This is a genomic window from Amycolatopsis sp. Poz14 (genome assembly GCF_006704225.1).
GTDB classification, from domain to species: domain Bacteria; phylum Actinomycetota; class Actinomycetes; order Mycobacteriales; family Pseudonocardiaceae; genus Amycolatopsis; species Amycolatopsis nivea.
Genome location: NZ_JACLHD010000001.1, coordinates 6,396,885 through 6,415,793, shown reverse-complemented (window position 1 = coordinate 6,415,793; position 18,909 = coordinate 6,396,885). Strand labels below are relative to the sequence as shown.

Here is an 18,909-nt window from a genome sequence, read left to right as displayed (position 1 = left end):
GTGCGCGCGATCGACGTCCACAGCCATTTCGTCCCGCACGGCTGGCCCGACCTCGGCGAGGGAATGCCGTGGCTGCGCGCGGAAACCGAACGCGAGGCCATGATCATGGTCGGTTCGGAGGAATTCCGCCGGATCCGGTCCGACTGCTGGGACGCCTCGGTCCGGCTGCGCGACATGGACGCCGACGGCATCGAGGCGCAGGTCGTCTCGCCGACGCCGGTGTTCTTCGGCTACGACACCAGCCCGGGCCAGGGCGAGAAAATCGCCCGGGTGTTCAACGACCTGGCGCTGGAAATCTGCGCGCCCGCGCCGGACCGGCTGGTCCCGTTCTGTCAGGTTCCGTTGCAGGACACCGACGCCGCCTGCCGCGAACTGGACCGTGCCGTAGCGGCCGGGCACCGCGGCGTGGAGATCGGCAACCACGTCGGCGACCGCGACCTCGACGACGCGGGCGTGGTGACGTTCCTCCAGCACGCGGCTTCGCTCGGCGTCCCGGTTTTCGTGCACCCGTGGGACATGCCGGACGCGCCGAGGCTGGACCGCTGGATGGCGCGGTGGCTCACGGGGATGCCCGCGGAGACGCATCTGTCGATCATCGCGATGATCCTCGGCGGGGTGTTCGACCGGGTGCCGCCGAGCCTGCGGATCTGCTTCGCCCACGGCGGCGGATCGTTCGCGTTCTGGCTGGGGCGGCTGGAGAACGCGTGGCACCAGCGGGCGGACATTATTGCCACGTCGGAGAAGCCGCCGTCGGAGTATGTCGGACGGTTCAGCGTCGATTCGGTCGTGTTCACCGAGCCGGCGCTGCGGAACCTGGTCGACACGCTGGGGGCGGAGCAGGTGATGGTGGGGAGCGATTACCCGTACCCGCTGGGGGAGCGCCCGGCCGGCGGGGTGGTGCGACGGGCGGAGTTCCTCGACGAGGCCTCGCGGGAGTTGTTGTTGCGGGGCAACGCGAAGCGGTTCCTGGGCTAGTTCAACCCGAGGTGGTCCCGCAGCGTAGGCCCGCTGTAGTCCTCCCGGAACACCCCGCGTTCCTGCAGCCGCGGCACCACCTGGTCGGCGAACTGGTCCAGTCCGCCCGGCGTCACGTGCGGGACCAGGATGAAGCCGTCCGACGCGTCGGCCTGGACGAGGTCGTTCATGGTCGACGCGACGGTCTCGGGGGAGCCGATGAAGTTCTGCCGTCCGGTGACCTCGATGATCAGTTCCCGGCTCGACAGGTGCTTCGCTTCCGCCAGCTGCCGCCACTCGTTGGCGGTCGCGACCGGGTCGCGGTGCATGCGGACGCTCGCGCGGCCCTTCGAGATCAGGTCGCCGACCACCGGGTCGAACGACGGCAGCGGGCCGTTCGGGTCGTGGCCGCTGAGGTCGGTGTTCCAGAGCTGTTCGAGGAACTTGATCGCGGTCTGGTCGCTGACCTGCTGCAACCGGACCTCGTGGGCGAGTTCGTGCGCTTCGGCGTCGGTGTCGCCCAGGACGAACGTCGCGGCGGGGAGGATGACCAGTTCGTGCGGGGCGCGGCCGTATTTCGCCAGGCGGCCCTTGACGTCCGAGTAGAACGCTTGGCCTGCTTCGAGGGTGCCGTGCCGGGTGAAGATGGCGTCGGCGGTCGCGGCGGCGAATTCGCGGCCTTCTTCGGAATCTCCGGCCTGGATGGTCACCGGACGGCCCTGCGGGCTGCGCGGGACCGGGAAGCGGCCGGAGATGTCGAAATGGGCGTCGTGGTGGGCGAAGTCGCCGCCGTCGGCCAGGAAGCGGCCGGATTCCTTGTCCGCGAGGAGTTCGCCGCTGCGCCAGGAGTCGAAGAGTTCCCACGCCGTGCGCAGGAAGGTTTCGGCGCGCGAGTAGCGCTGGTCTTGTGGCAGGAAGCCGCCGCGGCGGAAGTTTTCGCCGGTGAAAGCGTCCCAGGACGTCACGACGTTCCACGCGGCCCGGCCGGCGGAAAGGTGGTCCAGGGAGGCGAACTGGCGGGCCACCTCGAATGGTTCGTTGAAGGTGGAGTTGATGGTGCCGGCCAGGCCGAGCCGGTCGGTGACGGCGGCGAGCGCGGACAGCACGGCGAAGGTGTCCGGGCGGCCGACGACATCGAGGTCGTAGATTTCGCCGTTCTGTTCCCGCAGGCGCAGGCCTTCGGCGAGGAAGAAGAAGTCGAACTTCGCGCGTTCGGCGGTCTGGGCCAGCTTGACGAACGAGCTGAACTCGATGTGGCTGCCCGCTTCGGGATCGCTCCACACGGTGGTGTTGTTGACCCCGGGGAAGTGCGCGGCGAGGTGGATTTGCTTGGCAGTCATGGAAATCTCCCGGGACTCAGGCGGCGTAGCGGTTGGCCGGGCGCGGCAGGCCGAGCAGCCCGCGCAGGGTCGAGGCCTCGTATCCGGAGCGGAACGCGCCCCGGTCGCGCAGTTCGGGGACCAGCGCGCGGGTGATGGCGGTCAGGTCGTGCGGCAGCGCGCCGGGGCGGAGCCGGAAACCGGTCAGGCCGGCGGCGTGCCAGTCGAGCAGGAGGTCGGCCAGCTGGGCCGGGGTGCCGGTGAAGACATGCGCGTCCGAGCTGAACTCGGCGCGGTCGTCCAGGCGGGCTTTGCGCTCGGCCGCGGCCTGCGAGGTTTCGTCGAGGAAGACCACGAGGTCGGCGAAAACCTGAAGGGGCGCACCGATTTCGTCGATGATCGACGCGGCGTGCGCGCGGTCGTCCGGGGTCACATACACGACGTCGGCCTGGCGGGCGGCGAGGCGATAAGCGTCGGGACCGTGCGCGAGTGCGGCGACGATCGGCTGGCCCTGCGGAGGGCGCGGCGTGATGGACGGGCCTTTGACAGCGAACCAGCGGCCCTCGAAGTCGATGTAATGCAGTTTGTCGCGGTCGATGAACCGGCCGGTCGCGACGTCGCGGATTTCGGCGTCGTCCTCCCAGCTGTCCCACAGCCGGCGCAGCACCTCGACGTAATCGGCGGCTTCCTCGAACAGTTCAGGCACTTCGGGCGGCGTGCGGCGGCCGAAGTGCCGGAACTCCTCCGGACTCCCGGACACCTGCACGCGGACCCCGGCGCGGCCGGTGCTCACGTAGTCGAGCGTCGCGATCGCCTTCGACAGGTGGAATGGCTCGGTGTGGGTGACGACGGCGGTCGGGATCAGGCCGATATGCGACGTCAGCGGCGCGATCCGCGAGGCGAGCAGCACGGCGTCCAGGCGGGTCTGCGCGCGGTCGGCGCGGGCCGTCGGCTCGGCGGGGTCGCGCAGGGAGAGGAAGTCCTCGAAGGTGACGAAGTCCAGGTGCGCGGCTTCGGCTTCCTGGACCAGTTCGGTCCAGTATGCGGCGCTGAGCAGGTCGGCCGGGCGGGCGTCCGCTTCGCGCCACGCGGCCGGGTGCCAGCCCGCGCCTTCCAGCGCGACGGCGAGCCGTGGTCCGGTAAGCCCTGTCATGCTGCGTCCTTTCCCCGTGGATGCCAGCAGTGTGGCGCGGAAACCGAGGCGGACGCGACGGCAACCAGTTTCTGGGACAGGCGGCCGGAGCGGGAATAAACCGGTTGCCCGCTGTCACGCCGACGCGGTTTGCTCGATGCTGATGAATCGGATGCACGCGGATGAAGCGGAAATCGACGACGACCTGGTCCGTCGCCTCGTCGCGGCCCAATTCCCGCAGTGGGCCGAGCTGGCGGTCTCGCGGGTCGCCTCGTCGGGGACGGAAAACGCGATGTTCCGGCTCGGCGACGAACTCGTCGCCCGGCTGCCGCGGCTGGAACGCGGGGCCGCCGAGATCGGCCACGAACAGCGCTGGCTGCGGTGGCTGGCGCCGCGGCTGCCGGTCGCGGTGCCGGAAGTGCTCGCCGAAGGACGGCCGGGCGAGGGCTTCGAGTGGGACTGGTCGGTGCTGCGCTGGCTGCCCGGCGTCAACCCGGATTTCGGCGACGCACAGGTGGCGCGGGACCTGGGCGCGTTCGTGAAAGCGTTGCGCGGCCTCGATACTTCGGGAGCACCGGAGGTCAGCCGGGGCCGTCCGCTGCGCACGCGGGACGCGCCGACCCGGGAGGCGATCGCGCAACTCGGCGGCGATCCGGCGTACGTCGCGGCGTGGGAGAAGGCGCTCGCGGCACCGGAGTGGGCCGGGGCGCCGGTGTGGCTGCACGCGGACCTGTCGCCGGGAAACGTGCTGGTCGACGACGGCGGGCTGAGCGCGGTGCTGGACTTCGCGGGAGTCGGGATCGGCGATCCGGCGGTCGACCTGATCCCGGGATGGAACACGTTCGCGGCGGCTGAGCGGGAGGTGTTCCGCGAGGCAGTGGAGGTAGACGACGCGACGTGGGAGCGCGGGCGGGGCTGGGCGTTGTCGATCGCGCTGATCCAGCTGCCGTATTACCGGGAGACGAATCCGGTGCTGGCGGCGAATGCGCGGCGCACGATCGAGGCCGTGGTGTCGGACGGTTAGTCGAGGTCGATCCGGATCGTCAGCAGGTCGGTTCCGAACGCCTGGACCGCGGTGCTGTTCCAGCGTGGCAACGACTTCAGCCGCGCGCGGGCGTCGTCGTCCGGGAGCAAGCGCGCGACCCCGCGCAGCCAGCGGCCGTGCAGTCGCAGCCGGACGCGCGGGTCGGCCTGGATGTTGCGCACGTACTGCGACCGTTCGCCGAACTCCGACACCAGCCAGAATTCCTGACCCACGCGGCGGCCGCCGATCGGCGTCTGGCGAGGGAGACCCGAGCTGCGGCCGGTCGTTTCGAGCAGCGTCTGGCCGGGCAGCCGCGACAGGACCGGGTTGCCGAGCCGGCGCTGGAACGTCGTGACGATCCGGTGCTGGAGGTCGCCAGGCCGAGTTCGACCGGCGGCGGCGCGCAACCGGGCGGGGATGACCCTTTCGTGAATCGGCACGGCCAGGGCCCACAGCTGGCGCGCCGGGAACCGGTTGTAGGTGACTTCCGTGGTCCAGTACACCCGGTCCGCGTCGAGGTGGACGATGTTGCGGGTGGTCATCAGGGGCGAGGGCGCTTCGAGCACGACCCGGTCCGGGGTGGCCGAAGCGACGGTCCAGCCGAGTACCCGGTCGGGCGACAGACGAGTCGTCAGGCCGAGGCCGAGCCACCCGGTGCGCAGGAAGGCCCGCAGCGGCGGGGGAGCGTCTTCCCACACCGCCCGGGCCCACGCCAGGGCGTCGCGCTGGTCTCCGGCAGGACGCGAAATGTCCACTGTGGACGTGAAATCCGGCACTCCGCCACGCTAGCACTCACCACCGTCAGGACGCTGGTTTCCAGCCCAGCTCCGGGCCGAGCCGGGTGGCCAGGTCGGTGAGGATCTGCACGTAATCCTCGTGCTCGAAGGTAAACGGCAGCGCGAACGCGACCTCATCGATCTCCCGGAACGCGGCGTGCCGGTAGAGCTGTTCGGCAATCTGGGCGGACGTGCCGACATAGTCGCGCGAGAACAGCAGACCGCCCGGACCCTGCGGGGTTTTCGTGCGCGGCAGGCGTTTTGCCGCATAATCCTCGTACTTCGCGCGCTGCTCAGCTGAGGCGCTGTCGGTCGGAATCACCACCAGGCCTTGCGAAACCCGCGCCCGCTCCCCGTCCGGATGGTGCGACCGGAACGCGCGCACGTGTGAGAGCTGGATCTGCTCGAAGTCCGTCGAGCCTTCCTCGGCGCGGACGACGCTGCTGGTCAGGTAGTTCATCCCGGCTTGTCCGGTCCAGACTGCCGACCGGGTGCTCGCGCCGCCGTACCACAGGCGGCTGGCGAGGCCGGGCGAATGCGGCTGCACGCGCTCGGAGAACGTCTCGATGCCTTCGACGCCGCTGAACGTCGACGCGGGCTCGCCGCGGACCAGCGACAACAGCCGCGACACCCGGTCGTAGCCGAAGTCTTCGCGGTCGCCGGTGTCCGGGTACAGCGCGCCCCGGACGTCCTCGTAATGCATCGGCGGGCTGACGCTCACGCCCGGGTTGAGGCGCCCGCCGGACAGGACGTCGACGGTGGCCAGGTCTTCCGCAAGGCGCAGCGGGTTTTCCCAGCCGAGGGGGATGACTGCGGTGCCCAGTTCGATCCGGCTGGTGCGCTGGGTGGCGGCGGCGAGCACCGCGACCGGCGACGAGATGCCGTACTGCAGGTGCCGGTGGCGGACCCAGGCGTTGTCGAATCCGAGCTGCTCGCCGAGTTCGAGCACGCGCAGCGTGGATTCGTGGCCGGGCCGCGGGTCGTCGCCGTCGAACAGGCCGATCGTCAGGAAACCCAGTTTGCGCAGCGGGTGCGTTTCGCTCGGCACGGCGGATCCTTCCTCGGGCGGACTAAGCCGGAATAACCGCGGGCCGGACCAGGTTGTTCCGGCTCGCTGACACTGAACACTGGGGAGTACGCACCATGCGCGCTTTGTCCATCACCCGCTACGGCGGTCCCGAAGTCCTCGAAGAGATCGAGGTGCCCGAGCCCGTTCCGGGGCCGGGGGAAGTGACCATCACGGTCTCGCACGCGTCCGTGGGACTGATCGACGCGCTGATCCGCCGCGGGACGCTCGCGGAGTACGACTACGCGCCGAAGCCGCCGCTGGTGCCTGGGCTCGAGGTCGCGGGCACGATTCGCGCGGCCGGACCGGGGAGCGGCTTCTCGGTCGGGGACGAGGTCGTCACGCTCACGCTGCCCGGAATGGGCGGATACGCCGACGTCAAGCTCGCGCCCGCCGCGCTCGTCGTGCCGCTGGCGGGCACCGGCGTGGAGCGCGCGCAGGCGGTGGCCGGTCTGGCGAACACCGTGACGGCCTACCTGTCGCTCACCGAGGCGGTGCGGTTGCCGAAGGACGCGCGGGTGCTCGTGCACGGCGCGCTCGGCGGGCTTGCCTCGATATACCCCGAGGTGGCGCGGCTGCTCGGCGCTCGCGAGGTGGTCGGCACGGTCCGGCGGCCCGAGCAGGTCGAGGCGGCGAAGCAACTCGGTTTCGACCGGGTCGTGCTGTCCGGGGAGCTCGGCGAGCTGAGCGACGAGCGGTTCGAGATCATCGTCGACCCGGTGGGCGGCGACCTGCGGATCGCCTCGCTGGACCTGCTCGCGCCGATGGGCCGGATGTTGGTCGTCGGCAGCGCGGGCAGCGAGACCGCGCCGCTGGTGGACTCGAACGCCGTGTGGGGCAAGAACATCGGCGCGGTCGGCTTCAACGTGGGCGGCTTCCTGGCCGCCGACCCCACGCCCGCCCGCCCCGCCGCGGACGCCGTGCTGCCGCTGTACACCGACGGCCGGATCCGGCTGCCCGTCACCGTCCTGCCGATGGCGGAGGCGCGCGAGGCACACCGGCGAATGGACACGGGCGAGGCCGTGGGGCGGCTGGTGCTCGCCAACCCCCACTGACCGCGTCTTGACGGTCGTGAGGGGACCCCTGAGGGAATCAGATTCCTTCAGGGGGCCCCTCACGGACCGCAATCTTGGGCGCGCGGCCGGTCCGGACAGTGGCGCTCCTGACGTCACGCGCGCACCTGCTCCCCGCCGGGAATCGCGGCCAGGAGGTCGCGGGTGTACTGCTCGCGCGGCCGCAGCAGGACGTCGTCGGCCGGGCCAGTTTCGAGCAGTTTGCCCTGGCGCATGACTCCGACCTGGTCGGCGATTTCCCGCACCACGGCCAGGTCGTGGGTAATGGACAGGGATGTCGGGCGGTTGGTGCTCGCCAACTAACGTCACGCGCGCACCTGCTCCCCGCCGGGAATCGCCGCCAGTAGGTCGCGGGTGTACTGCTCGCGCGGCCGCAGCAGGACGTCGTCGGCCGGGCCAACTTCGAGCAGCTTGCCCTGACGCATCACCCCGACCTGATCGGCGATTTCCCGCACCACGGCCAGGTCGTGGGTGATGAACAGGTACGTCAGCCCCAATCCATCCTGCAGTTCCACCAGCAGGTCCAGGATCTGCGCCTGTACCGAAACGTCCAAAGCGGACACCGGCTCGTCCAGCACGACGAGATCCGGACGCAGCGCCAGCGCACGGGCGATCGCCGCGCGCTGGCGCTGGCCGCCGGACAGTTCGGCTGGTTTCCGGGGCAGCACCGACGACGGCAGCGCGACCTGGTCCGCCAGTTCGGCGACCCGTTCCGTCCGGCCGCCGACGCGGAACGCGCGCAGCGGTTCGCCGATCACGTCGGCGATGGAAAAGCGCGGGTTCAGCGAGGCGTACGGGTTCTGGTAGACGAGCTGGAACCGGCGGCGCAGCCTGCGCAGTTCGGCGGGGGACAGCCGCGTGACGTCCTGGCCGTCGAAGCTGATCGTGCCCGCGGTCGGGGTTTCCAGGCCGACCGCCATGCGTGCGGTCGTCGTCTTGCCGGAGCCGGATTCGCCGACCAGCGCCAGCGTCCGGCCGCGCGTGAGCTGGAACGACACGTCGTCCACGGCTTGCATCGAACCGGCGCGCGAGGCGAAAGTCTTCGAGACCGACTCTACGGACAGCAGGACTTCCGGGCCTTCCGCGCGGCGGGGCCGGAGCGGTTCGCGGCTCAGGCTCGGGGCGGCGGCGAGAAGCCGTTGCGTGTAGTCCTGCGTCGGCGCGGCGAGGAGTTCGCGGGCCGGTCCTTCCTCGACCAGTCGTCCCTCGGACAGCACGGCGATCCGTCCGGCCCGGTCGGCGGCGACGCCCAGGTCGTGCGTGATCAGCAGGATCGCGGTGCCGTCGTCGGCGGCCAGTTCGGCCAGATGGTCGAGGATTTCCTTCTGCACGGTCACGTCCAGCGCACTGGTCGGCTCGTCGGCGATGATCAGCCGCGGTTTGCCTGCCAAAGCGGTGGCGATCAGCACCCGTTGCCGGAGTCCGCCAGACAGTTCGTGCGGATACTGCCGCGCGCGCAGTTCCGGCCGGTCGACTCCGGCCCTCCGTAAGAGTTCCACCGCGCGGGCGTCGGCCTCGTTCCGCGCGGCCAGGCGGTGGATGAGCAGCACCTCGGCCACCTGTTCGCCGATCCGCCGGACCGGGTTGAGCGACACCGTCGGATCCTGCGGCGCCAGCGCGATCCCGGTGCCGCGCACCTGCCGCCAGTCCTTTTCGGACAGTGTGGTCAGATCGCGTCCGTCGAAGGCGATCCGGCCCCGGCGGACCAGGCCGCCGCGAGGGAGCAGCCCGATCGCGGCGTGCGCGGTGGTGCTCTTCCCGGACCCGGATTCGCCGACCACCGCGACGATCTCGCCCGCTCCGACCCGCAGGCTCACGTCGCGCACGGCGGGCACCACGCCGCCCGAGGTGCGGTACGAGACCGCCAGTTCGCTGATCTCCAGCACTTGTCAGCTCCGTTCGCCGTCGAGAGCCCGGGACACGCGGTTCGCCGCCAGCACGACGGCCGCGACGGTCAAGCCCGGGAACGTGGTCATCCACCAAGCGGTGGCCAGGAAGTTGCGCCCGCCGGCCACGAGCGCGCCCCATTCCGGCGTCGGCGGGCTCGCGCCGAACCCGAGGAAACTGAGCGCGGACACTTCGAGCACCGCGGTCCCGACGGTCACCGTGGCCAGCACCAGCACCGGCCCCAGCGCGTTGGGCAGCACGTGCCGCCCGAGCACCCCGGCCCAGCGCACGCCGGACGCTCGGGCCGCCTCGACGAACACGCCGGAACGCACCCGCAGCACCTCGGCGCGCATCAGCCGGGCGAACGCGGCGAGGTTCGCGACGCCGACCGCGATCGCGACGTTCGTGGTGCCGAACCCGAGCGCGGTCACCAGCGCCAGCGACAGCAGGATCGCCGGAACCGCCTGCAGGACGTCGACAATCCGCATCACGACCGCGTCGAGCCACCCGCCGCGGAACCCGGCGAGCAGCCCCAGCGCGGACCCGGCGGCGAACGCGACGAGGACTGCGAGCACAGTCGCGCGCAGGGAGAGCCCGGCTCCGTGCACGACGCGGGCGAACACGTCGCGGCCGGTTTCGTCGGTGCCGAAGAGGTGGCTGAGGGACGGGCCTTGGAGCCGTTCGGAGGGGACGCCGGTGATGGGGTCCTGGCCGGTGAACAGCGTGGGCGCGAAGGCCGCGATCAGCACCGCGACGAGCACGAGCCCGGACACCAGCAAGCCGGGTCGGCGGACGAGGAACCGTTGGGACAGCGCGGCTTCAGACACGCGCGGGCACCTCCTTGCGCACGGAGACCCGCGGATCCAGCAACGGGTACACGAGGTCGACAACCAGGTTGAGCACCACGAAAAAGAACGCCGCGAGCACGATCACCGCCTGCACCACCGGCACGTCCTGCGCGGTCACCGCCGACGCCGTGACGCGGCCGAGCCCGTCGCGCGAGAACACGGTTTCGGTCACTACCGAACCGGCCAGGAGATTGCCCGCGACCACGCCCGCCAGGGTGAGCGCGGGCAGTCCGGCGTTGCGCAGCGCGTGTCCGAAGTGGACTCGACGACGGCTCGCGCCTTTCGCCCGCACCACTTCGATGTACGGCTCGGCGAGCTGAGTTTGCAGGCTCTTCGCCAGCACCTGCGCGATGATCGCCCCGGTCGGCAGTGCGAGCGTGATCGCCGGGAGAACCAGCGACGCGAAACCGGTCGACCCGAGTGCCGGGAACAGCCGCAGCTGGAATGAGAACAGCTGGATCAGCAACAGCCCGACCCAGAACGTCGGCAGCGAAGTGCCCAGCGGCGGCAGGGAAAGCAGCAGCTGGCTCACCCAGCGGGTGCGGGTGAACGTGCCGAGCACGGCGATCCCGCCGCCGAAGACGATCGCGAGCACCAGTGCCAAGCCGGAGACGGCGAGCGTCGGCGGCAACGCGGCGAGGACCTGGTGGGTGGCGTCGTCGCCGGTGGCGATCGAGGTGCCGAAGTCGCCGTGCAGCGCGGCGAGGAGGTGCTTGCCGTACTGCACGAGGACCGGGTCGTCCAGCCCGTACTCGGCGCGCAGGGCGGCGATCTGCTCCGGCGACGCGCTGGGTCCGCCCTCGGCCGAGCCGAGTTTGGTGAGCACCGCATCCCCGGGCAGCAGGTACAGGATGACGAACGACAGCGTGAACGCCGCCCACAGCACCACTACGGCCTGCAGAACGCGGCGAAGCAGCGGAAACCCTTTCACGAGCCCGAAACCCAGGCGTCGAACAGCTGGAGCCGCGATGAAGCCTCGAAGCCCACGTCATGCGCGGTCGGTCCAACGCCGAGCACCTGCGTCAGCTCGAACACCGGGATCGAGTAGGCCTGCTCCACGATGGTCCGCTGCGCCTTTTCCGCCGCTGGCTTGCGCTTCGCGGGATCGACGGTGGCGGACTGTTCGGTCAGGGACGCGTCGAGCGGGTTGTCCGCGGGCAGCTTGCTGCGGTTGTTCGTCTTCGTGGAGAACTGCTGGCGCAGGATGTCCGGGTCGGCGCGGGTGACGTTGTACCAGAGGAAATCGTAGTCGCCGGCCTGCTGCAGGCGGGTGACCTCGGCGTTGGTGTGCAGCTCGATCTTCAGGTCGAAGCCGATCTTGCGCAGCTGCTGCTGGATCAGCTCCAGCACGCTCTGGTTCTGGTTGAACACCGGGGAGAACAGCACCGACGCGCCGAGCCGCTGCCCGTTCTTGGTCCGGATCCCGTCCGGGCCCGGGAGCCAGCCGTCGGACTGCAGCAGCGCCCGCGCGCCCGCCGGGTCGTAGGCGAGTTCCTGGGACAGATCCGTGTACAGCGGCGTCGCGGAGCCGAGGATACTCGTGGCGGGTTTGTAGTTCGGGGTGAGCACGGTGCTGGTGACTTCGGGCCGGTTCACGCCCTTCGACACCGCCTGGCGCACCTTCTGGTCGGCGAGGACGCCGCGGGTCACGTTCGCGTGCAGGTTGAACACGATGCCCGGGTTCGGCCGGACCGGTTCGGCGAACCCGTTGCCGGAGAACTGCGGTTCGTCCACCGGCTGGACGTCGGTAATCGCGTCGAGCTGGCCGGACGTCAGGCTGCCCGACCGCACGCCCGGCTCCGGCACCACGCGGAAGTCGATCTTGTCGACGTACGCCTCGCCCTGGTGCCGCCACAACGGCGAACCCCAGCGGTAGCCGGTGCGCTTGCTGAGCACGATGTTCTGGTTCGGCTTGAGGCTGGTGAACACGAACGGACCGGAGCCGATCAGTCCGGTGCCCTGGCAGCGCTGCTCGGCGGTGTGCCGGAACGCCGCCGGAGCGAGCACGCCGAGCGACATCGTGGAGCTGGCCTGCAGGAACTGCGCGCTGGGCTGGGTGAAATCGAGCCGGACGGTCGCCGGGTCGACCACCGTCGCGCCGCGGTAGGCGGCGAGGTAGCTGGACCCGAGCAGGGCCTTCGCGCCGAGCGCCTTGATGCCGTCGAAGCTGGTCTTCACCGCGGCGGCGTCCACGGGGGAGCCGTCAGAGAAGGTCGCGCCGGGGCGGAGGTGGAAGGTGAAGCTCGTGGAATCGGGGCTGACCGTCCAGCGGTCGGCGAGCCAGGGCGTGATCGCGCCGGTTTTCGGGTCCTGATCGGTGAGCGAATCGACCAGCTGACGGCCGACGTTCACCGAGGCGTTGGTGCTGACCTGCTGCGGGTCGATGCAGTCCGGATTGGACGAGATGCCCAGCCGGAGCGTGCCGCCCGGGCGCGGGGGACCGGCGTCCTGCGAGCCGGCCCCGCCCGCCGTGCCGCACGCGGCGAGCAGCAGCGGAAGGGCCAGCGCGAAGGCGGAACGGGACCGCGCGCGGGCGGGACGGCCGGGTCGGGGCGGGGTGTGGCGGGGCACGGAATTCCTCCAGCGGGGACGGAACGGATGCGTCCAGCTCACCCGTTCGCGGCGGTGCGCTGAAGCCTGTCCCAGCAGGTGAGCCGGTGTCCCGCGATCCGGCCGGGCGCGCCGGTTCCGGTTGACGGACAAGGAAAGGCGTGGCCCGCGCCCGCGTGATAACCGGAGGGGTTTTGTTCGGCGAGAAGGTCCGGGGAACGGGAGCATCCGGCGGTGCGCTGCGGAAAACCGGTTGCGGCGCGGGGGAGACTGGCGGACATGGCGGGGCGGGGTGGGAGCGGGCCGGCTTGGGTCCGGCTGCAAGCGGTGGCGGTGTCGGGTTCGACCTGTGAAGGGCTTTTGCTCGCGGCACTGCCCTTGCTGGCCGTGTCGATCACCACCGACCCGCGTGCGGTGTCGCTGGTGAACGTCGCCGGACAGGCGCCGTGGCTGCTGCTTTCGCTGTTCGCCGGGGTGGTGATCGACCGGGTCCGGCGGACGACCGTGCTCGCTTCCGCCTACGCGGTGCAGATCGTCGCCGCGCTCACGTTGGCGCTGCTCGGTTCCACCGGTTCGCTGAGCCTGCCCGCGCTGCTGGTGGTGGCGTTCGTGCTCACGACGGCGCAGGTGTTCGGCGACGGCGCGGCGGGCTCGGTGGTCCCCGAGGTCGTCACGCCGGATCAGCTCAACATGGCCAATTCCCGGCTGCAGGTGATCGACCGCGGCATGGTCCAGTTCGTGGTGCCTCCGGCGACTGGGCTGCTGATCGGCATCAGCGCGGGGTTGCCCGCGTGGCTGGCGGCCGTCGCTGCCCTGGTCGCGTTGCTGCTCGCGCGCGGGATCCCGTCGGCGAAACCGGTGAGTACGCCCGCGCATCCGCTGAAGGACCTCACGGCCGGGCTGCGCTATCTAGTCGGCACGCCGTTGCTGCGCTCGATCACCATCACGGTCGCGCTGGGGTCGTTCGCGGCGGCGGCGGGCAACTCGATGCTCGTCCTCTACGCCACGCAGGAACTGCATCTCGCGCCGTTCGGGTACGGCGTGCTGCTGGCCTGCCTGGCGGTCGGCTGGGTCGCGTCGTCGTTCTTCGTGGACCGGTTCGTGCGGCGGTTCGGCTACTCGACGGCGATGCGGATCGCGCAGGTGTGCGCGGTGCTGAGCCAGCTGCTGATCGCGATCGTGCCGCCGTGGCCGGTGCTGGTCGGCGCGGTGCTGATCTTCCTGACCTCGACGACGTTGATCTGGAACGTGTGCTCGCAGTCCAGCAGGCAGCGGTTCACGCCGTCGGAGCTGCTCGGGCGCGTGCTGACCAGCCACCGAGCGCTCGCCTGGGGCCTGACGCCGCTGGGCGCGCTCGCGGGCGGGTTCGTGGCCGTGCACTGGAGCTTGCGCGGGGTGTGGGTGATGGCGGCGGCGGTCCAGCTGCTCGGCACGACGCTCGTGTGGAGGCAGCTGACCCCGGCGGCGTTCCGGGACGCAGAGGCCGCGATGGCGCGCTGAGTCAGGCGCGCTTCGGCAGCTTCCAGCCGGGACGCGGGAAGTGGCAGGTGTAGCCGTTGGGGTAGTGCTGCAGGTAGTCCTGGTGCTCCGGTTCGGCTTCCCAGAAGTCCCCGGCGGGCGTCACCTCGGTGACGACCTTGCCCGGCCAGAGTCCGGAGGCGTCGACGTCGGCGATGGTGTCTTCGGCGATCTGCTTCTGCTCGTCGGTGGTGTAGAAGATGGCGGAGCGGTAGCTGGCGCCGATGTCGTTGCCCTGGCGGTTCTTGGTGCTGGGGTCGTGGACCTGGAAGAAGAACTCGAGCAGCGCGCGGAAGTCAGTCTGGTCCGGGTCGTAGGTGACCTCGATGGTTTCGGCGTGCGTGCCGTGGTTGCGGTAGGTCGCGTTCGGCACGTCGCCGCCGCTGTACCCGACGCGGGTCGCGGTCACACCGGGCTGGTGGCGGAACAGCTCCTCCATGCCCCAGAAACACCCGCCGGCCAGAATCGCCTTTTCTTCTGCCATTTCGCCTCCTCCGTGCCCGAACCGCTTCCGCCGCCATGCTAGTCGCCCGGCAGCAGCCCGAGGACGAGGGCGAGCGGCGGCCACGCGTCGCGCCCGTGGCGGGTGCAGGCGAAGGCCCGCAGCCGGACGTCCGGCCCGGTCAGCGCCACGACGGTGACGTCGGGCCGGGTCGGCCAGGACTCGGGCAGCAGGCCGACCCCGCCGCCCGCGGCGATCAGGTCCTGGACCAGGTCGAGGTTGTCCGCGCGGTGGGTGAAGCGCGGCGCGAACCCGGCCATCGACGCCAGCGTCCCGACGACCGTCTCGTCCGCGCCGTTGCGGGAGTTGCCGATCCAGTCGCGGTCGCGGAACGCGGCGAAGACCTCCAGCGTTCCGTTGCCTCGCAACCGTTTCGCGTCCACGCGCGGCACCGCGAGACCCCACGGCGCCGTCCACAGCGGACGGACGGCGAGCGACGGATCGGCGGGTGCCGGCGCGAGGTTGTAGTCGTAGGTGAGGGCGAGGTCGACGTCGTCGGTCCGGAGCTGGGCGAGCGCTTCGGCGGGCTCGTGCTCGCTGATCACGACACGGACTCGCGGATGGCGCTGCGCGAGGAGATCCGCGACCGGGAGCACCGCGTGCCGCACGCCGGTCCCGAACCCCGCGACCCGCACGGTCCCGGCGGGTTCGGCTTCCGGATCGAGGTCGACCCGGGCGGCCTCGACCGCGCCCAGGATGGTCACGGCGTGCTCGGCGAGCCGTCGCCCGGCGGGAGTGAGCCGCACGCGGCGGCCGTCCGGTTCGAGCAGCGCGACGCCGGTTTCCTTGGCCAGCACCGAGATCTGCTGGGAGACGGTCGACGTTGTGGTTTCGAGCACGTCCGCGACCGCACGCATCGAGCCGAGCCGCGACAACTCGAGAAGGAACTGCAGCCTGCGGGTGTCCATCGCCCGATTGTCCAGGATATCCGGACGGTACGTCCAGGATTGGCACGTGGACACGAACGGTCCCGATGGGTTCTCCTGGACAGCGTGCTTCCCTCCACTCCCCGGACCGGTGTCGTCCTCGCCGTCGGCGCCATGCTGTCCGTCCAGCTCGGACTGGCGGTTTCGGTCAGCCTCGCGAACCAGATCGGGCCGACCGGCGTCGCGTGGCTGCGGCTCGCGTGGGCCGGCGTGCTGCTCCTGGTGCTCGTGCGGCCGCGGCCGTCGGCGTTCCGCCGTCCTGCGTTGCTGACGTGCGTGGTGCTCGGGTTCGCGACCGCCGGGATGACGATCCTGTTCATGGTCGCCGCGACGCGGTTGCCGCTGGGCACGGCGAGCGCGCTGGAATTCCTCGGCCCGCTCACCGTCGCGATCGTGCGCGGCCGCGGCGGAACCCGGGTGTGGCCGGTGCTGGCGGCGGCCGGAGTGGTGCTGCTGACCCAGCCGTGGCAGGGCGGCACCGACCTGATCGGCGTCGGCTGCGCGCTCGCGGCGGCGGTGTGCTGGGGCGCGTACATCGTGCTGACGCAACGGGTCGGCGACGAGGTGTCGGGCCTGCGCGGGCTGGCGGTGTCGATGCCGGTGGCCGGTCTGGTCGCCACCTTCGTGCACGCCCCGGCGGTGGTCGGCGACCTGACCTGGCCGCTGGTGCTCGCCGGGCTCGGGCTCGCGGTGCTCGTGCCGGTGGTGCCGTTCAGCCTGGAAATGCTGGCGCTGCGCCGGTTGACGGCCTCGGCGTTCGGGACGCTGATGAGCCTGGAACCGGCGATCGCCCTCGTGCTCGGCTTGATCGTGCTGCACCAGGTGCCGAACGTCGCCGCCGCTGCCGGGATCGCGTTCGTGGTGGCCGCGGGCATCGGCGCGGAACGGACCGGGGCGCGGGAGCCGGTGAAGACCGCGGTCTAGGGCGGGTCCGAGAACCTCCGGGCCACGGGTGAAGCCCCGCGCTGTCCGGCGGAGAATCGCTTGGTCCCCGAGGGGTTTTCGGGCCTATTCTTGGTCGATGCGACTGGGCGGGGGGCCGGGCTGTGCGGGGGACGTCGCGGTGGTGGCTCGTTGCTGCGGTGCTGGGCGTGCTGGCGTTCGCGGTCTTCACCGCCGGGACAGCCTGGTCGCTGCTGTACCCCCGCTACGTGCTGGAAGACGGTGAGCTGGCGGCCGACTTCGCCGTTCTCGCCGGGTCATTGTCCTTGGCGGTGTTCGGCGTCTTCCGTGCCGGTCGGCCGGACGGCCGGGTCTCGGCGCGGGCGGACAGGCGGTGGCTGCCGTCGCGCGGCAAGCACGAAGGGCAGGCGGCGATCGACCTGGACGCCGAGATCCGGCGGTTGCGCCGCGCCGGCGTCAGGGCGTGGGGATTCGCGGGGTGCTGGTTCGTCGTTCTCGTCGGATGCGTCGTGGGAATGGTCCGCATGGAGTCGTCGGCGGAGACCCTGCTGGCTACGGGGGCCCGGACCGCGGGGGAGGTGCTGAGCGTCGACGACCCCGTGGGCGGGCGCGGGGCTTCGTCGATGCGGGTGCGCTACGCGGCAGGCGGCACGAGTTGGACTGCCGAGATCGTGCGGAACTCCGGCCGGAGCTACTCGCCGGGCGAAAGCGTGACGGTGGTCTACGACCCGGCGGACCCCGACGACGTGCGGACCACCGAGGAGCAGAACGACAACCAGGCTCTCGTCGGGTTTTCTGTGGTGCCGGGGATTCTGGCTGTGGTCTGCTTGCCTTTCGCGCTGGTGGCGGCCGTGGGGTGGCGCCGGCGGCACCGGGAAGTGCGCCGTACCGGTTGGCGGGCGGCGGAGGTGACGGTCGTGCCCGACCCCGCGCGCAGGTCCCGGCGTGGACCGGTCGTCCTGGTGCGGTACCGAGACGGCTCCGGAATCCGCTTGCGCCAAGGCATGTCGACTCGCGGGTGTGCCGTCGTGCAGGAAACGCCGGCCTGGGTGGGCGGAACGGGACGGGACATGGTCGTGCTGTTCTCGCACGGCCGGTGGAGGCAACGGCCGAACGCCATGCCCGCCGTCGCCGAGTCCGAGCGAGTCTGGCGCTGGTCCGACCTGGTGCGGTGATCCGACCTCGCCTCCCGATGCGCGGCGGAAGACGTTCTACGCTGGCGGCATGCAGGTGGAGATCTGGAGCGATGTCGTGTGCCCGTGGTGCTACCTCGGGAAGGCGCGGTTCGAGAAGGCGCTGGCCGGATTCGAGCACCGGGACGAGGTGACCGTGACGTACCGGTCGTTCGAACTGGACCCCGGCAAGACCGGGACCGAGCCGTTGCTGGACATGCTCACCGCGAAGTACGGGCCGCAGGCCGCCGAGATGGAGCAGCGGGTCGCCGGGCTCGCGGCGGCGGAAGGGCTCGGCTACCGGACGGACCGGGAGATCGGCAACACCTTCGACGCGCACCGCCTGCTGCACCTGGCCCGCGAAAAGGGGCTGGAGAACGAGATGGTGTCGGCGTTGTTCCGCGCGAATTTCGCCGAGGCTCGGCCGGTGTTCACTTCGGACGTGCTGGCCGATGTCGCCGAGGAAGCCGGATTGCCGCGCAGCGAGGCCGAAGCGGTGCTGGCGGACCCGTCCCGCTACGCGGAGGCGGTGCGGGCCGAGGAACGCGAAGCCACGGAACTGGGCGCGGGAGGAGTGCCGTTTTTCGTGCTGGGACGACGGTTCGGGGTGTCCGGCGGGCAGTCGGTGGAGGTTTTCGCGCAGGCGTTGGAGAAGGCCTGGGCGGCGTCTGCGGGGAGCTGAGCCCGGCTGCTGGGGAGCAGCCGGGCGTCGGTTCCGGTGCGGTTATTCGGACCAGGTGCTGAGGCGGTTGAGCAGACGTTCGAGCACCTGCGGGTCCGCGGTGACGGGTTCGCCGGACACGGGTTCGTCCACCAGCGTGCGGCGGTCGCCTCGGCGCGGGAGGCGGACCTGTCCGGCGGAAATCCCGCCGGGCAGCGCCAGTTCGCACCACGTGGTGCGGCCGCCGCGTTCGCCGGGGCGTACGCCGATCCGTTCGTCGCGCGGCGGGGTCGGGGCGACGAGGTCGTCGTCGACCTCGATGACGAGCCGGTCCCCGCGCAGCTGCAGCCGGACGGTCACGAAGGCGGGCGCGGACGGGCTGCTCTGGTCGACGACGTCGCCCACGAGCCGGACCGCGGCGTTCGTGACCTGCTCCAACATCGGCATCAGGGACCAGTCGGTCAGGATCAGGCGGACGAACAGCTCGGTGCACGGGACCGCGCTCGGCTGCGCCACCAGCCGGAGGTCGTCCACCTGGGTAGTGCGCGTGCTCAAGCGTCACCTTCCTCCTCGGCGAGCGGTCCGATCGGCCGGGACC

Annotated in this window: 19 protein-coding genes; 7 read left to right on the top strand and 12 right to left on the bottom strand. The window is 71.0% G+C overall.

Annotated elements, in window-relative coordinates; genetic code table 11:
* Positions 1 to 975: an amidohydrolase family protein gene (locus FKO37_RS30035; protein WP_134669977.1), complete on the top strand. Its 975-nt coding sequence runs from the start codon at positions 1 to 3 to the stop codon at positions 973 to 975.
* On the opposite strand, the gene FKO37_RS30030 is transcribed toward FKO37_RS30035, so the two are convergent.
* Both FKO37_RS30030 and FKO37_RS30025 read right to left on the bottom strand, forming a co-directional pair.
* Positions 972 to 2,294: an NtaA/DmoA family FMN-dependent monooxygenase gene (locus FKO37_RS30030; protein ID WP_238606653.1), complete on the bottom strand. Its 1,323-nt coding sequence runs from the start codon at positions 2,292 to 2,294 to the stop codon at positions 972 to 974. The genes FKO37_RS30035 and FKO37_RS30030 overlap by 4 nt on opposite strands.
* Before the next feature lie 16 nt (positions 2,295 to 2,310).
* Entirely contained in the window at positions 2,311 to 3,426 is a 1,116-nt protein-coding gene (locus FKO37_RS30025; RefSeq protein ID WP_238606652.1) for an LLM class flavin-dependent oxidoreductase, read from the bottom strand.
* A gap of 136 nt (positions 3,427 to 3,562) precedes the next feature.
* Between FKO37_RS30025 and FKO37_RS30020 the strand changes: the two genes are divergently transcribed.
* On the top strand, positions 3,563 to 4,429 hold the full coding sequence (locus FKO37_RS30020) for an aminoglycoside phosphotransferase family protein (protein WP_308196551.1): 867 nt from the start codon (positions 3,563 to 3,565) through the stop codon (positions 4,427 to 4,429).
* Here the strand turns inward: FKO37_RS30020 and FKO37_RS30015 are convergent.
* Both FKO37_RS30015 and FKO37_RS30010 read right to left on the bottom strand, forming a co-directional pair.
* Positions 4,426 to 5,205, bottom strand: a complete 780-nt coding sequence (locus FKO37_RS30015) for a nitroreductase/quinone reductase family protein (protein ID WP_238606651.1) — start codon at positions 5,203 to 5,205, stop codon at positions 4,426 to 4,428. The two genes, FKO37_RS30020 and FKO37_RS30015, sit on opposite strands and share 4 nt — an antisense overlap.
* Before the next feature lie 25 nt (positions 5,206 to 5,230).
* Positions 5,231 to 6,253 carry an LLM class flavin-dependent oxidoreductase gene (locus tag FKO37_RS30010; RefSeq protein ID WP_238606650.1) on the bottom strand — a complete coding sequence of 341 codons (1,023 nt, stop codon included), beginning with the start codon at positions 6,251 to 6,253 and terminating at the stop codon, positions 5,231 to 5,233.
* A 95-nt stretch (positions 6,254 to 6,348) separates the two neighbouring features.
* On the opposite strand from FKO37_RS30010, the gene FKO37_RS30005 reads away from it, so the two are divergent.
* Complete coding sequence (locus tag FKO37_RS30005) at positions 6,349 to 7,326, top strand: zinc-binding dehydrogenase (protein ID WP_037814353.1); 978 nt, start codon at positions 6,349 to 6,351, stop codon at positions 7,324 to 7,326.
* A gap of 113 nt (positions 7,327 to 7,439) precedes the next feature.
* On the opposite strand, the gene FKO37_RS30000 is transcribed toward FKO37_RS30005, so the two are convergent.
* From FKO37_RS30000 to FKO37_RS29980, 5 genes are read right to left on the bottom strand one after another with little or no spacing between them, the layout of a single operon-like run.
* On the bottom strand, positions 7,440 to 7,643 hold the full coding sequence (locus tag FKO37_RS30000; protein WP_199817717.1) for a hypothetical protein: 204 nt from the start codon (positions 7,641 to 7,643) through the stop codon (positions 7,440 to 7,442).
* Positions 7,644 to 7,649: 6 nt separating this feature from the next.
* A complete protein-coding gene (locus FKO37_RS29995) occupies positions 7,650 to 9,230 on the bottom strand; it encodes an ABC transporter ATP-binding protein (RefSeq protein WP_238606649.1) in 1,581 nt (526 codons plus the stop codon).
* 3 nt (positions 9,231 to 9,233) lie between these two features.
* The gene (locus tag FKO37_RS29990) at positions 9,234 to 10,058 is read right to left on the bottom strand and encodes an ABC transporter permease (protein WP_238606648.1); all 825 of its coding nucleotides are present in this window, start codon (positions 10,056 to 10,058) and stop codon (positions 9,234 to 9,236) included.
* Positions 10,051 to 11,010 carry an ABC transporter permease gene (locus FKO37_RS29985; protein WP_238606647.1) on the bottom strand — a complete coding sequence of 320 codons (960 nt, stop codon included), beginning with the start codon at positions 11,008 to 11,010 and terminating at the stop codon, positions 10,051 to 10,053. Before FKO37_RS29985 ends, FKO37_RS29990 begins: the two co-directional genes overlap by 8 nt.
* On the bottom strand, positions 11,007 to 12,584 hold the full coding sequence (locus FKO37_RS29980; RefSeq protein ID WP_238608353.1) for an ABC transporter substrate-binding protein: 1,578 nt from the start codon (positions 12,582 to 12,584) through the stop codon (positions 11,007 to 11,009). The genes FKO37_RS29985 and FKO37_RS29980 overlap by 4 nt, the downstream gene beginning before the upstream one ends.
* A gap of 324 nt (positions 12,585 to 12,908) precedes the next feature.
* Between FKO37_RS29980 and FKO37_RS29975 the strand changes: the two genes are divergently transcribed.
* Complete coding sequence (locus tag FKO37_RS29975; protein WP_238606646.1) at positions 12,909 to 14,129, top strand: MFS transporter; 1,221 nt, start codon at positions 12,909 to 12,911, stop codon at positions 14,127 to 14,129.
* Position 14,130: 1 nt separating this feature from the next.
* Here FKO37_RS29975 and msrA read toward each other — a convergent pair whose 3' ends face one another.
* Both msrA and FKO37_RS29965 read right to left on the bottom strand, forming a co-directional pair.
* Positions 14,131 to 14,631: a peptide-methionine (S)-S-oxide reductase MsrA gene (msrA, locus tag FKO37_RS29970; protein WP_238606645.1), complete on the bottom strand. Its 501-nt coding sequence runs from the start codon at positions 14,629 to 14,631 to the stop codon at positions 14,131 to 14,133.
* 38 nt (positions 14,632 to 14,669) lie between these two features.
* Complete coding sequence (locus FKO37_RS29965) at positions 14,670 to 15,557, bottom strand: LysR family transcriptional regulator (RefSeq protein WP_238606644.1); 888 nt, start codon at positions 15,555 to 15,557, stop codon at positions 14,670 to 14,672.
* A gap of 84 nt (positions 15,558 to 15,641) precedes the next feature.
* Between FKO37_RS29965 and FKO37_RS29960 the strand changes: the two genes are divergently transcribed.
* The 3 genes from FKO37_RS29960 to FKO37_RS29950 all read left to right on the top strand — a co-directional run bounded on the left by FKO37_RS29960 (position 15,642) and on the right by FKO37_RS29950 (position 18,332).
* The gene (locus FKO37_RS29960) at positions 15,642 to 16,499 is read left to right on the top strand and encodes a DMT family transporter (RefSeq protein ID WP_238606643.1); all 858 of its coding nucleotides are present in this window, start codon (positions 15,642 to 15,644) and stop codon (positions 16,497 to 16,499) included.
* 122 nt (positions 16,500 to 16,621) lie between these two features.
* Entirely contained in the window at positions 16,622 to 17,653 is a 1,032-nt protein-coding gene (locus tag FKO37_RS46995) for a DUF3592 domain-containing protein (protein WP_238606642.1), read from the top strand.
* Between the two features lie 49 nt (positions 17,654 to 17,702).
* A complete protein-coding gene (locus FKO37_RS29950) occupies positions 17,703 to 18,332 on the top strand; it encodes a DsbA family oxidoreductase (protein ID WP_043838067.1) in 630 nt (209 codons plus the stop codon).
* 42 nt (positions 18,333 to 18,374) lie between these two features.
* On the opposite strand, the gene FKO37_RS29945 is transcribed toward FKO37_RS29950, so the two are convergent.
* Complete coding sequence (locus tag FKO37_RS29945) at positions 18,375 to 18,866, bottom strand: hypothetical protein (protein WP_043838065.1); 492 nt, start codon at positions 18,864 to 18,866, stop codon at positions 18,375 to 18,377.
* Between the last annotated feature and the right edge of the window lie 43 nt (positions 18,867 to 18,909).

Excerpts from the sequence above, each read along its gene's own strand:
- msrA (WP_238606645.1), bottom strand. The coding sequence starts at position 14,631 with ATGGCAGAAGAAAAGGCGATTCTGGCCGGCGGGTGTTTCTGGGGCATG.
- FKO37_RS30020 (WP_308196551.1), top strand. The coding sequence starts at position 3,563 with ATGCTGATGAATCGGATGCACGCGGATGAAGCGGAAATCGACGACGAC.
- FKO37_RS29975 (WP_238606646.1), top strand. The coding sequence starts at position 12,909 with ATGGCGGGGCGGGGTGGGAGCGGGCCGGCTTGGGTCCGGCTGCAAGCG.
- FKO37_RS30030 (WP_238606653.1), bottom strand. The coding sequence starts at position 2,294 with ATGACTGCCAAGCAAATCCACCTCGCCGCGCACTTCCCCGGGGTCAAC.
- FKO37_RS29950 (WP_043838067.1), top strand. The coding sequence starts at position 17,703 with ATGCAGGTGGAGATCTGGAGCGATGTCGTGTGCCCGTGGTGCTACCTC.
- FKO37_RS30025 (WP_238606652.1), bottom strand. The coding sequence starts at position 3,426 with ATGACAGGGCTTACCGGACCACGGCTCGCCGTCGCGCTGGAAGGCGCG.
- FKO37_RS29965 (WP_238606644.1), bottom strand. The coding sequence starts at position 15,557 with ATGGACACCCGCAGGCTGCAGTTCCTTCTCGAGTTGTCGCGGCTCGGC.
- FKO37_RS30005 (WP_037814353.1), top strand. The coding sequence starts at position 6,349 with ATGCGCGCTTTGTCCATCACCCGCTACGGCGGTCCCGAAGTCCTCGAA.